This window comes from Neobacillus sp. WH10 (assembly GCF_030123405.1).
In the GTDB taxonomy this organism is placed as follows: Bacteria; Bacillota; Bacilli; order Bacillales; family Cytobacillaceae; genus Neobacillus.
This window is the reverse complement of sequence record NZ_CP126110.1, coordinates 943,656-957,832: the sequence shown is the minus strand read 5'-3', so window position 1 is coordinate 957,832 and position 14,177 is coordinate 943,656. Positions and strand designations below refer to the sequence as shown.

Genomic DNA, 14,177 nt, shown 5'->3' with positions numbered 1-14,177 from the left:
CTACAATCAAATCTACCTTCACTTATTTTATATTTTTTAATGCTGTTAAATTATATATATGTATTACAATAATGAAAGGATTTCCTTAAACACTACCGAAGGCTGTTGGATCAGTAATTCAGAACTGACCACACTTTCTTCTTCACCTTTTTTTATAGAAAATGTTTGATTCACCCTATTCAATCTCATTTCTATGTCTTTGAACGCGAATGTTTCTACTGCAGATGCTCCATCCAGATTGTAATCATTGAGTTTTATATTTATTCTATCAGAGACTCTTCGTAACATTTTCCAAACAGTTGTTTCTTGTTTGTTTCTCATAAATAACTCAGGTAGCTCCCTTGCTTCTTGCAACTGAGTAAGTGTAGTCATCATGTAAGTAGCAATTCCGTATTTTACTGGTTTAATGAGCTCATTGGTTCGCTTCCATCCATGAATACGAAATAAGACGTAATCACCTTTTGTAGTAATCCTCTCTATCCTTCCATAGTCAGCAACACCATTTTGACTATGAACATATACTGTAGTGTACAAAGCAATGTATTTAGCTTCTTGCCAGCCCTTTTTTAAATTCTTTACCGGGACTTGAAAATATCCATTATGAATAAAATCTTTATACTCTTCTTTAGTCGAAACAGTTCCCACCAATACCTTTTCAACTAAACTAGATTCCCATTCTTCCTTTGTACCACGTGGTAATATCCCTTCACGTTGAATTTCCTCGGGACTTTTTTCGATTAATCTTTCTACTAATTGCTCTACTAACTCAGTTGCTTGAGGTAAAAATGGTAGGCCGCCAATATTAACCAAATCTATACTCTTATAAAGTGGATGTTCCCGATATCTGTCCTCATCACTCCATGGAAATAGCACATACGCGCCAAATGATATCCGTTCATATGGTCCCTTATTCCGTACAACCAATGAGTCACGATATCGATGCATAGTATTAATATCCTCTTCTAACGGGCCTGGGGTTTGGTTATTACTACTTCCCTTATCATCATGTGCAAGATCAACCCGATACTTCGCATCAAATATGTAGTTATACTTATGTTCTTTTCCATTTTTTGAAATAGTTAGCATCGTATCAGGCATTTGAGGTATGGTAGGAAGTTTTCTCACATATTTTTGGTAGTTTAACGTTATGCTTTCCTTTGTAATGGGATGTTCAAACCTTCTCTCCGCCTTTTGATTTGTATCCAAGTTAATAAATAATCCATCTCGTCTTACCTGAACGATATCTTGGCTTAGCATCGTATATTTACGACTCAAAATTTGCCCTAACTTTAAAAAAGTCCAATACTCATACAAAGTCGCAACATCCTTAACGGACATTTGATATAGCCTTCCTTGGAGCATTAACCCTTTTGAGACAGTTAAATAAATTTGAAATGCATCACGATAACCCGGTGCCATTTGGAGAACTAGACTCATGACGGATCGATCAAGCTGGCTAATTTTCTTCCAGAATTGACCTATTAATCTTTTCTCAAGCGTTTCTTTCATCTGAAATAGACGGGTAATTAATTCTTCGTCACGTTCAACCTTCCATCTTTTATTAGGATTTTGGAGTGTATTTAATAAATCCTCCATTTTGTCCTTTAGCCTCTGCATCATCCATTTAACATATCGATTTTCTAACGTATCATAAACAAGCTCTTTCTTTTTCTTTACACCCTCACATGGCATTAACATTCTTCCATTTATAGCAATTCCCCGTTCTACATCAACAAACTGATTTCTCCTTTGAAGATTTTTACGGATATAAGAATCAGTCTTGCTGAGTTGGTCCCCTCGCACTCTTATATACATCGTTTCCAACTTGTGATGGGGCTGCCTTTCGATTCGATTAATGGCTTGAGTAAACTGTTGAAAATGTTTAGTGATCAATCGATAAAATTCCGCACGGCTTGGATTCCCATCCAACTTTATATTTGCACCCAGATATGTTTTTCGAATGAAATGGAAGGCTAAATTATAGATTTCATCGTTCACTTCTTCTATAAGTTTTTCATAATCTTTTCGATAATCTAACTTTGATGGGAAAATCTCAAGTGTCACTTCTAAAAGTGTATTACCCTCATATCTAATTTCAAAAGTGGAATAACCAACTTCATTTTGATACTGAAGATTCCCCATTAAGACTGGTATGCCAGCTAAATCAACACTGGATATTGCTTTCCGAAACAGAGGATATTCATGATAAAATTCCAACTCTTGCTTTTGCTTAGGTACAATGATTACTTGATAGTTTCCATTTTCAAAAAAGATTGGCCGGACCTGCTGTTCAAAGGTTAATTGGTCAAGCTCGATATTATACACTTTTACAGATTCAAGCGACTCCCCTTTAGCCTGAAAAAACATAGTGTCATGAATACCTGATTTACGGTATTGCTGGAGTCCTTCATAACGGTAGTGATACGGCTTCCCTTTTATGACTAAGGAGAAATCCTTCGCTTCGATTTTAATTAATTCCACATCTTCACGAGATCCAGAATGAAGTGAAGCCATCGTCCTTTAACCTCCTAAGCATCTCCAGTACCTTAGCTGCACTTTTTGGGTATTTTGCCTGCTCAATTTCCTGATGATAACTATCTTGATTTTCGTCATAAACTCTACCTGTAAATAAAAGATAAAGTTCCATTAATAATTGTTCTACACGCTTATCACTACCGGAAACACGTGGCAATATTTTTTGAAGAATACAATGATCAAATGCGGTTTGAGGGCTCATTAAACCACTATTCTCGTTGTAATCTAAATAAAAACAGATTTCATCCCTTACTCGATAACCAACATGGGCATTAATTAATTGTAAAGACTTATTAATATTCTCTAATTCAGCAGTAACACTTTCTACAAGCGCTTTATTGGAAGCATACAAATCCTTTAAATGAAGATAGTTTGCTCGAAATTTACTATCTGAAACAACAACTGGCTGAATTTCTTCCTTTCCTTCAAGGAATGCTAAATTCGATAACTCCACACGATTAAACTCAATTGTATTTGCACGATCAAGTACTTTCTTACTAAATGGATGAGTGGTCTCATCCATATTGACAGTTCCAATAATATAGAGATTCGTCGGGAGTTTAATGTCCCGACCGGCAACTTCTTTAGTCAGGAGATTCGAAGTCACAATCTTACCATTCTGCCATTTACAACTTTCCATAACACTCAAAATATCACTGAAATAATGCTCTACTCTGGCAAGATTCATCTCATCCAGTAATACGAAAAATGGAAGATCCGGATTTTCCTCCGCTCTTTCAATAACCTTCGTAAGTGGGCCCGTCTTAAAATCACCTTTAATATCAACGTAACCAAGTAAATCAGAACTATCATTCCAATCAGGTCGAACCGGAATCAGCGTAAACTGCCCATTGTCCTCTGTTGCTCCAACACTCTCCGCAAACCACTGGACAATCTTTGTTTTCCCTGTTCCAGATATCCCGGATAAAATTACAAAAGGCTTGGTTTTAATTGATAAAAACAAATTTGTCACTTCTTCAATTGAATAAAGAAAACCATTAGATTCTATGTAGGAATGAATGTGTTTTATTAAAGCTTTATTAGTAGAAAAATTAATTGGTGGTTCATTAATCTTATTTGCAGAACCATCAACTACCAATTCATCTCTTAAATTTTCGTCGGGTTCAACAATTTCCTTTATTGAACCTGTTACCCTATTATAAAGCCATTCCAATTCATTTATTGTACTACCCATTTCGCCTGTAATATTTTCATGCTGTAGAATAGTCGACTTTAAGTAAACCTTCCCTATCCTGACCCAGTTTTTATGATTAGAATCTAAGTAATTAACTAAATCTTCTTCTAATTTTTCATCTTTTAATAAATCTTCTAATGTCCAATAATTTTTAAAATCTTCATCTGCATCTTTATTTTTCCATATTCTATATTCAGATGTATTAATATCTTTTTCTTTAATCCATTCTTCAATGGAGAAAATCCAACCATTATGTTTGTTTCGTTCATGAACAAGTTTTTCATTTTTATAACCATGCCATTCAAGATAAACTCTTAAGTTGTCATTACTAATCATTGCAGCAATGCATGACGGTTTATCTAATAAATGTTCATTCTTGATTCTTGACCAAAATCTTCTACGTAAATTTCCACTATTCTGCCAGTGCTCTGTATTCTCAACCGTTAAACTCTGACTACCGGAATCTAATACTGATGTTTCAACAATCCTTTTCCATTCATTCCATGCAGAAACATAATCCTCTTTTACCTTTTCAGCTCCTTCAGCATCTACCCTATAAACGAAATGATTTCTATCAAAAACCTCAAAAGAATGATTTCCTACTTTCACAATTTCACCTTCCCATCATTAAATAGCGATAAAAATATTGTACATTTATTCCCAATGTTTGTAATTACCTCAGATTATACTGAAATATTATATTTATTAAAAGGCACACTTACTCCACCTTTTAAAATTGAAAAATATTCCTGATGGTCCTCCATTCATTTTCATATTTTTATTTTGGCATAAGAAAAGCACCTCCTTTGATTGATACTTTGAAACTACCAGGAGATGCTACACGTTTATATGCGTTGTTTGTATAGGGTCTTACGTTCATTAAATGTAACAAATAAATTAGGAATCAAAAAATGTTAATTAAACCTGGTATTCAAATGAATTCGATTTAATCAATGCTTATTTATTATTAATAAATCATTTTTAAAATTTTTCCCTAATTAAATTCATCATTAAGTGATTTTTAATTTCGTTACTCTGAATCCGACTAAATTCGGGTGGGAGAGCATTACCAATCATTAATGCAAGAGCGGTTTTTGGAATTTCAATAGGAAATTGATAATCACCTGGAAATGTTTGAAGCAAAGCTGCCTCCCTTGCGGTAATACATCTGTCTTCCTCCGGGTGTAAAAAACGGCCTTTTGAAGGATTTAAACAACCGCCCGTAATCGTCGAAGATACATCATCCCATCTTAATCGACCATATACATCGTTAAATCCTACCTTTTCCTTTTTGTGACAATCTAAAATATATTCTGCTGGTAGATCCTTTCTGCTTCCCCCATCTTTTGGAATTTTACTTATCATTTCCTTAATTCGGGGAACATGTTTGGGATAAATTTTATGTACCGGGTCATTCGTTGTTTCTGGGCTTTCCAATGAACCAATTATATCCCTAACAGTTCGTTTTAAATTGTTCGCTTTGGCAATTTTAATATCCCCGATTCTGGAACCTAGCATTACAAAGCGTTTTCTTCTTTGAGGAACCCCATAATCTGCAACATTAACAATATCAAAATCGATATTGTATCCAATGCCTTCTAGTTCTATTTTGACTTCTTTAAATAAATGATAGTTAATAATCGCAGGCACGTTCTCCATCATAATCGTCAACGGTTTAAGTTCTTTTACAAACCTTAAATATTCAAGAATTAAGTCATTTCTTGCATCTTCTACCGCACTACTTCTGTTTAATCTCCTGATAGAGGAGAACCCTTGACAGGGTGGACATCCGGCAAGTAAATGCAACGTTTGCCCACCTAATAATGCTCTAACTTTTTCAACATCAAGAGATCGAATATCTGTAACAAATATTTTTGTTTTACTATGATTTAATCTATATGTTTCCAACGCTTTTTTATTAATTTCTACTGCTGCAATGACATTAAAATTTGCTTGTATTAAGCCCTCGGATAGACCCCCACAGCCGGCAAACAAATCAATTGCTGTAAATTTCATTTTTTTCATCTCACTTGATATAAATTACGAATTTAACCATTTACTATAAAAGCCCATTCCCTTTTCCTCAAAAGTACCTACAATTAGCCCTCTGTCCAAAAATACATTGAACTCTTCACAACTAGTCTCTGGAAGCAATGTACATGAATGGCATGCTGCTAAGTTTAAGGCATCCCTTCCTTGACCTTCGCTGGATATGCATACCGGATCATTCGAACATAATTCGCTAAACTCTATTGCCTTTCGGAAAGTTCTTGGAAGGCAATCCCAATATCCCTGTCTTACAAGGCCTCCAAGAGTTCCCTCTGAATCACCACTAGCAGTGTAGATGAGAATCGCTGACATCTCTGTCCCGTCTTCAACCTCGCTACAATAAATCCGCTCGCGTAACGATGCGGCTGTATACCCACATTCAAAACTCAATTGTCTAATAAGCAAATGAGCTATTGTATGTAGCAATACAAATTTTGGAGAAATATTTCTTTCTGTAATACTTCCCTGATAGGTATTTTTATAGTTATGCTCCAGGACTTTTGTTCTTCCATATATATTTATATTTTTCTTTAACCAATTATCGATAGCCTCTTTCTCGAATTCGATAAAAATTCCTTCACCACGTACCTCATATGCCGGATACCATCTTGTTCCGGTTTCCTTAACAGAAATAAACCCAGAAATTTTTTCACCAATTTCATATGCATCTGGAGGATTAATTCTGGTGAATCCTGTTAACGCCCGAACTTCTCTAACTTTATGAATAAGAGAAACACTTTTCAGATATGGAATATCATACATTTCAATATCGGTTTCTTCCCTTACGAAATCATTTCCATTAAGATTTCCAACAGGAATTTTTCCTGATAAAGCTTCAAATTCTTCAATTTTATATTTAACTCCATTTGCATTAACATTTTCAGATTCTCCATCTGAAGGATTGGAGAAACGTCTGGACAATATATTTTTAATCATGTTAGGGTTTGAGGAAATCTCCCTTCCAATGTCTTCGGACCATTTATCAATTTTTGCTGTTATTTTTGATTCCCTTTCATCCTCGTCACATTCACTCAGAAAATTTAATATCCGTTCAAAAGCTTTTGAATCCGTAATTTCATTATTAATTTTTTCTGAGTAAGGGGGAATTACCAAAGAACTTATTACCTTTGGAAAATATAGTGAAGAAGCGCCTCTTTGAAAAGCACGTGGAAAAGCCACACATTCTTCAGTTTTATTTTTCCATGGCATATTCCCAGAACATTCATATCCATGGCCGTGCTTCTTTTCCATCAGTTCCATGGCATCTTTATCAAACGCTCCGGCTAAATTGGCCCACGCTTTACAAGTCTTGCATTTGATAACTAAGCCTTCCAGTCCTGCAGATGCTGTTGTTCCAGTTTCAAATGTTAAAACGGGATTGGAACATATCTGATTTTTTCCGCTTTTATGATGAACCCATTGGATCCAAGGAAAATCATCGATATGTCCGTTTTCACAAGCAACAACAATACGGGTTGGGACAAGATCTTTCTTACATTCCAAACAACGTGGCTTTTTCATATACGGATCCCAGTCTTTTTGCTTTTGAGTAGCTTTTTTCCTATATTCCGTTACCCAACTTTTAATAGGTTGAAATCTCCTGCATTTAGGGCAAAAATACCACTGAGGAAACCTTGCGTAAGCAATCCCCCAATCATATTTACTGTTTCCAGGCATTCCAAAATAATCGACATTTAAAGCTTTTTCCAGTCTCTCATCGTGAATTTTTGTAACTTTCGATTCCCAGTATTCAGGAGCAGCAGTCATAAGCGTTTGATCCGGAAAATCAACCATTGCACCAACACCATACTGTAATATGGCTTGAGCACTTCTGACACTGTGTGTAATCGGTTTTAATTTTTGAATATCCTTTTGTCTTCCTAAATTGGCCATTTTTTTATCACTCCCAGATTATTAGACCAGCGGTAACATTTTTATCCACATTTCTCATGGAAGTTAATGTTTCTTTCGCTATATCCGTACTATCATTTCCGAATACTTTTAATAATCTTTTAGTCTCCGGAGGTGGATCGGATACTATAAACCTATCACCGAAGAAAAAGTTATTATCATCAACCCTTACTCTTCGCTCATCCCATTCCTCCCAAAAATCACGCATTTCTTGTAAAATTTCATCATTATCATTCTGGAGTTCTATTTCCGACCTACTTCTTATTTCTGTAACACGATTAATAATATATTGTTCTATTTCCTTTACTCCGAGATCATCTTTTTGGAACATAGAAGCATCACTATCCCTTGATAGGCCATATTGATGACGCATCAACGTAACCATTACCGCATGTAAAGCCCGATCCCTTGCAGGTTTCGAAAATGGTGTTGCACCAGTTGGCTCAACATACTTATAAAAAGATTCATGATATCCCCTAAATTGTTCATAGTGGGACCTATCTCGACTTTTGGCTCCATCATATAATACAAAAGCTATTCCAGGATAAGTTCTTCCAATTCGGCTCGATGCCTGAATATATTCACTCGTTAGCTTCGGTTGACCAACTAGCAGCATTACATTAAGTCTGGCCACATCCACTCCGACCGATATCATATTGGTCGCAAGTAGTACGTTAATTGGATACTTTTTATCCCGTTGATTTCCCTCGCTATATATTAATTGCTCCAACTTTTCCAAAGTTTCGTTTAGTTCAGAAGTGGAAACTCTGCTTGTCAACTCATTTGCTGAACCAATTTGCCTGGTTAAATTTCTCTTTCCGAATCTTTGAGCCATTCTTCTTATGAAGTCTTTGACATCATCATCAACCAAAGTCATACATTTACTTAAATCACGCAAACTATTAAAATATACTGCCAATGTCCAGAATTTATCTTTTATCTCATAAGGAATATCCATCATGTGGACACGCTGCAGTATGGCTGCAATTGATCGCACTTCCATCATTGCTTTTGTTTTTCCAGATGGCATAATTCCAACATAAAGTCTCCCCGGTTTTTTATGAATATCCGATTCACGTGCGAAAAAAGAATCGCTAGAATCAATTCCTGGTGCAGGAAATTGTCTTACATCCCTATTAAATAAATTTGAACATTGGTCTTTTGCACGTCGGATAGTTGCTGTTGAAGCGATAATTTTAGGTTTTATGCCTTTTGAACTACATAATGCATCAATGGCTGTTTCATACAGTCCAACCATTGTTCCCAGAGGGCCGGAAATTAAGTGCAATTCATCCTGAATAATTAATTCAGGTGCTCTAAAATCATCCGAGACGGCGAAAAAACTTCCCGCTGAATTTTTCCAAGGTAACATTGCAAATTTATCCACGGTACCAAATAGTAGAGTAGGTGGCTTGTCATAAAGTTCCTCATCAACTACTTGTATAGGCAAAGAGGTTTCAAATTCACAACTTTCTTGTGTACAATAAATTTCAAAATGTTTTTTATTTTTCATTTTATAACCCCAATCACCAATTAAACCTTTACCTGAAGGGTTATAATCTTTTACAAGTTTTGTGCCGCACCATGGACATTTAAGTATTTGAAATTTATTATTTTTATCTTTTATATCCCTTAAATCGCTAGTTGAAGCACCAAATAATTTATTTACATATTTTCCCGCATCTTCATTTTTATTTGGGGTATGAGTCCCGCCAATCCATAGTCCAATCGTTATTTTATCTGAACCCAATTGATACGATGGGTATTTTGGTTTCCTTTTGTTACTGTCTTTTCTAATCGATTCACATGCACAAATCAGGGTCCCTGCCCTCAAAAATTGTTGCGCTGCCAACAATCTAAGTGTATACCGCATTAGTACTGTTGTCCCTTTTGAAACTTCCTTATGAGCTAGCCTACGGTAGAAAATGGTGAAAGCAGTTAATCCCAGGTATGCCTCCGTTTTACCACCACCTGTTGGAAACCAGATTAAATCGACGAGATTCCGTTCATTACAATTCTCTTCGGCAATTGATCTTAAACTCATTAATAAAAATGCAAGCTGGAAAGGTCTCCATTTGTGATCATTATCATCCATTTGATTATAATTTAGCTCGGACATTCGATCCTGCAGTTCTTGGTCGTAAGGATAATGATCTTCCTTTTGAAAATTTGCGTGAATCCGTTGCATAAACATTGCCCGGTTTGCTAATTGAAAAGCATCATATACTTTTTTCTCAGATTTTAATAGTTCAAGACCATAATACATCCTGTCACATGATTCCCTACAGTCTTTGATATGTCTTGAAACTGCATTTTGAAATCTTTCATTAATGTCTTTCCCTTTTTTTTCTATATCGAATATCCATGAATAATAAGCATCAACTAATTCCTTCATACTATCGATTTTCTTTAATCTATCAGAATAATCTAAGTCGGAAAGATATTTCATTGAAAGAATCTTTTTATCAATGTGTTTTAAATTAAAATCCATTTGTGGAACTTCGAAAGATGGCATAAAATCGGTCCAAACTTTACCCTTACCTAAATCATTAATATCCCAATTTACAGATACCCCATGGCCAGTAGCGTATACTTTTTTATCACGATAAAGGAGTTCCAAACTATTTTCTTCCGAATCATCATTTCTTAATTGCTGTCTATTTGAATAAGCTTCAAAATAAATTTTCGGATTTTTGTCAGAATCGACTAGGATTTTAGGTTGCAAGAAGGAATTTATACCATTGTATCCACCAGAATTGGTGTTAACGAGCATTGCCGTAATTGCTTGTAGACCATCCACAGTATCTTTTCGTAAAACAACCAACTTTATATCTCTATCATTTAAACTCTTTTCTTCGTAGAAGGACTTTCCTTCTTCAAAATTTATTTTCACCTGTAAAAAATGTGGTTCACGCTTGAAACCTTTTTGAAATTGATTACTTAATCTATAAAGGCAATCTATTAAATATTCATCGTTAATAGTATCCTTTTCCCGGATATGATTTATATCTTTTCTTGTAATTCGGCTTTTTAAGATTAAACATCTATCATCCTTCAAATATTCAACTAGATGAGAAACTTCATTTGGCAAGATATAATTATCCGGATTTTCGGGCGTAAAGGGCAAAATACAATCCCGGAGTACAGCTTTCCTGTATGTTGCAAATGATATATCGAATATGATTTCATTTACTTTGTTTTTCAAAAAAAACGTATATCCCATTGAGGATGGCATGTTTTGCATTGACAATCCAATATCTTCATCCAGAGTTCCAATATCCGTTTCTTCAGCAATATTTCCTGAATACTTCTTTTTCTCCCCTTTATCTTCAATATGGTCCTCTTGTACCTCATCATCAATATCTTCTGGATCTTGTCCATTTGTTAATACTTGTATATCATTGTTGTCTGCATTAATTAAATTTTTTTGTGGAAAAAGAATACCAATACTGTATCGAATCTCAGGTAAATCGGTAATCATTTCATTTTCTTCATCTGGAATGGAAATTTCAGAGCCAGGACCTAAGAATTCCTTTCTTAACTTTGATACTAATCCATTTCTAGTTTCAATTAATAAATCATCCATAAATTTACCTCCGGGATATTATATATTCTGAGGCCGGTTCGTGTTGTAGGAAGGAATAATTAAATTATTAACATCCATTATTCTATCAATTTGTATTAACCGTGACATATTGGAAATATCGATAGGTAACTCGGAAAATATTTCATCATTGGAAATATCATAATTTTTATTATATGTTCGAATGATGTTTTTCCCAATGTATTTTAAGATTCTTATTCTCATTGAACGGACTTCCCTACACGCTTCATGGAATGAATTAGGATCTTCTATCATTCTTTTATCATTCGTCATCTTTGCAATCATTTGGAATGATTCGCTTTCCCTAGGGCCCACAATATGGCTTTTTTCATCCAACCATGACCGTAATGTTACTTCATGTTTTCTTTTTCCAAATTTCTTCGACCATTCGGACAATTCATGGAAAGTAAAGTTATTAGAATTCATATATTCCTTTAATACCTGTTTCCAATAAAATGACTTTTTATAGCTTTCCCGAAAACTCTCATCACAATTTTCGCTTTCCAAAATGAGATCCAATACTCTTTCAACTATGTCCCTGGTATCAGTGTCGAAATTTGTAAAAATTAACAAGTCACCCGGTTTCAATGAGGACACATCTGTTTCAATTACTGCTTGACTCTCTACTTCAAAAACATAAGGTGAATAATATTGGGTAAAAAATACCTTTTCTCCGGTTTCAAGAAAAGCAACTCTCTTAATCTCCGAAGTTTGTAATCCTCCCGTTATTCCAGTTTTCAACTCTGAAATGACATAATGAAGTGAGAAATGATTAATGTATTTCTCAATTTCCCTCTCAAGGTTCCTTTCTTCTAACTCTTCATTATTTGTAAATAATTCATCTAAATCACTATGGATGCCTGTTAAAAATTCATCTTTATTTTCTTCTTGACTGTAGTTTCTAAGTAAATGAAGTTTCTTTTTTGTTTGTGACTCTGCTAGTTTTATACGTTTTATTTCATTTGGGTACAGTAAAAATGTCACTTCGTTTGCATTTGACAACAGTAATGGATTAAGTTTGCTCCAGTCAAGAATTCCGATTACAATAACAATTTGATAAAGTATATTTGTCTTAAATTTATTTGGGGTACAAAAATCGATTTTTTCAACACTTTCTTTTAAGAAGGCTGGGATGGCCTCATTAAATATCTTTTGATAATATGTTTTATCACACATAACTGCCATCTTTATCCTTTTATACTTATACTGGTTTAAAAGACTAGAAAGATAATTATATTTTGGATTCAAGGTATCCATTTCTGTTTTAATATGTTTGAGTGTGATGACTATTTCTTTCATTCTTTCTTCAAATATAGAATCATTGAATTCAGTAACAATATTTTGCATATTTTCAAGTTCTTTTGCTGGCGACAATGCGTTAATCTGTCCCTCAGAAATTAGTTTCTCCATCACCGATAATGGAAAGAATGACCTTTCCAACAGATTTAATAACCAATAACCCTTTATTATAAATGAATTTATTTTTTCATTTGACTCTCTCTGTTTTATTAAGGTATGTAATAGCTTTTTTAATTCATAGAATTTCCGATGATCTAAAACGCTTTCTTTTTCTACAATATTAAATTTATAATTCTTGGTGTTATGTAACATTTTTTGAAGGATTACACTTTCTTCACAAAAAACATTTTTATCAAGATTGTGTCCAAGAGAAATTTCACCTATATGTTCTTTCGTCCATATATATGATTGAAGATTTTCAAAACTTTGGAATACAGTTGATTCGATTCCAGATTGCATTTCTCCCAAAAACATAATAGTTTTCAATGAACTCCTATTGTAAATACTGGAAACTTCTGAAATATCCTCAGAAAAATATTTTGTCCCATCTATTACTAGGGTCTCAATTCCCTTATTTTCAATGATAAGCTCGCGTGCTACAGAAAGCTTATTTGTAAATTTTATTATTGGTTCCACTTTAGCGGAATTCCCGGAATAATAGTATATGTCACTTGGTGTATAATAGGCAGACGGAAATAGCTGTCCGATTCTAAAACACTTTTTATTGACCTCAATACTTAAACATTCTATAAATCTATCAGCTTCCTGCTTTTCACAAACAACAATGATTGATTTATTTGTAATACTTTTAATATCCTTTATTTTTAAATCAAACAAGGTCGAAATGAACTTTAATGTTGTGTTTTTATTTCTAACTCCTCTACCATCAAGCGTTTTAGCACTTCCATAATATGGTGTAATTTTATTAGCAAATAAAACAGGTACTCTGTTAGTCGTTAATGTTCCTCTATCGTAATTCTCAATGATGATTCTATCCAGATCGTCTCGACCTTTATACTCTCCTCGTTTATTATCGTAAAGAACAAGTTCACCAATAGCCAATTCATCCAAAAATGACATTATATCTGAATCATCTGATAAAAAAGATTTGAAAGATGCTAAAATTATAGATAAATAAAGCAATAAACATGTTCCTGGATGAAGAATGATTCCCCGTTCTTTATTTGAATCCGTAAGCAGTTTTAACATTTTATCAGAATTTTTAGAGATAAATTCATTTTTATCTATCAATTTATTATTGATAAGCAAACTTGCCTTATTAAAAGCGGCACGTAAGTTTTCGGTCAACTCCCTCTCCATTAAAATACACCTCCCATTAATATGATTTTCACTAACAGTAATTTAGTATTATTCTAATATGGGTATTAATTCCTATAATCTTCCTTTATTCTACCATTTCCGACAAAAACAATTAACCCCTAATTAGCATCGCTTTTTATTCTTCTATAAGTATTATTTGTACAAAAAAGAAGACTCACACTATGTCTTACAGATTAATTCAAACACTTTTCCACACGGAAAAAATATGAATTTACGTTCTGTAAACATTTACTCATTTGACTA

General features: G+C 34.1%; 6 protein-coding genes. All 6 read right to left on the bottom strand.

What is annotated here, in order from left to right; translation table 11 throughout:
• Positions 1 to 63: 63 nt before the first annotated feature.
• Complete coding sequence (locus tag QNH20_RS04355) at positions 64 to 2,514, bottom strand: DUF2357 domain-containing protein (protein ID WP_283921690.1); 2,451 nt, start codon at positions 2,512 to 2,514, stop codon at positions 64 to 66.
• Positions 2,486 to 4,339: an HI_0552 family protein gene (locus tag QNH20_RS04350; protein ID WP_283921689.1), complete on the bottom strand. Its 1,854-nt coding sequence runs from the start codon at positions 4,337 to 4,339 to the stop codon at positions 2,486 to 2,488. The genes QNH20_RS04355 and QNH20_RS04350 overlap by 29 nt, the downstream gene beginning before the upstream one ends.
• 372 nt (positions 4,340 to 4,711) lie before the next feature.
• A complete protein-coding gene (locus QNH20_RS04345) occupies positions 4,712 to 5,746 on the bottom strand; it encodes a DNA cytosine methyltransferase (protein WP_283921688.1) in 1,035 nt (344 codons plus the stop codon).
• 24 nt (positions 5,747 to 5,770) lie between these two features.
• Positions 5,771 to 7,672 carry a DUF1998 domain-containing protein gene (gene drmB / locus QNH20_RS04340; RefSeq protein ID WP_283921687.1) on the bottom strand — a complete coding sequence of 634 codons (1,902 nt, stop codon included), beginning with the start codon at positions 7,670 to 7,672 and terminating at the stop codon, positions 5,771 to 5,773.
• A gap of 7 nt (positions 7,673 to 7,679) precedes the next feature.
• On the bottom strand, positions 7,680 to 11,276 hold the full coding sequence (locus QNH20_RS04335) for a helicase-related protein (RefSeq protein WP_283921686.1): 3,597 nt from the start codon (positions 11,274 to 11,276) through the stop codon (positions 7,680 to 7,682).
• Between the two features lie 18 nt (positions 11,277 to 11,294).
• Positions 11,295 to 13,913: a DrmE family protein gene (locus QNH20_RS04330; RefSeq protein ID WP_283921685.1), complete on the bottom strand. Its 2,619-nt coding sequence runs from the start codon at positions 13,911 to 13,913 to the stop codon at positions 11,295 to 11,297.
• Between the last annotated feature and the right edge of the window lie 264 nt (positions 13,914 to 14,177).

Coding starts and splice junctions, on each gene's coding strand:
- QNH20_RS04355 (WP_283921690.1), bottom strand. CDS start 2,514: ATGGCTTCACTTCATTCTGGATCTCGTGAAGATGTGGAATTAATTAAA.
- QNH20_RS04345 (WP_283921688.1), bottom strand. CDS start 5,746: ATGAAATTTACAGCAATTGATTTGTTTGCCGGCTGTGGGGGTCTATCC.
- drmB (WP_283921687.1), bottom strand. CDS start 7,672: ATGGCCAATTTAGGAAGACAAAAGGATATTCAAAAATTAAAACCGATT.
- QNH20_RS04335 (WP_283921686.1), bottom strand. CDS start 11,276: ATGGATGATTTATTAATTGAAACTAGAAATGGATTAGTATCAAAGTTA.
- QNH20_RS04330 (WP_283921685.1), bottom strand. CDS start 13,913: ATGGAGAGGGAGTTGACCGAAAACTTACGTGCCGCTTTTAATAAGGCA.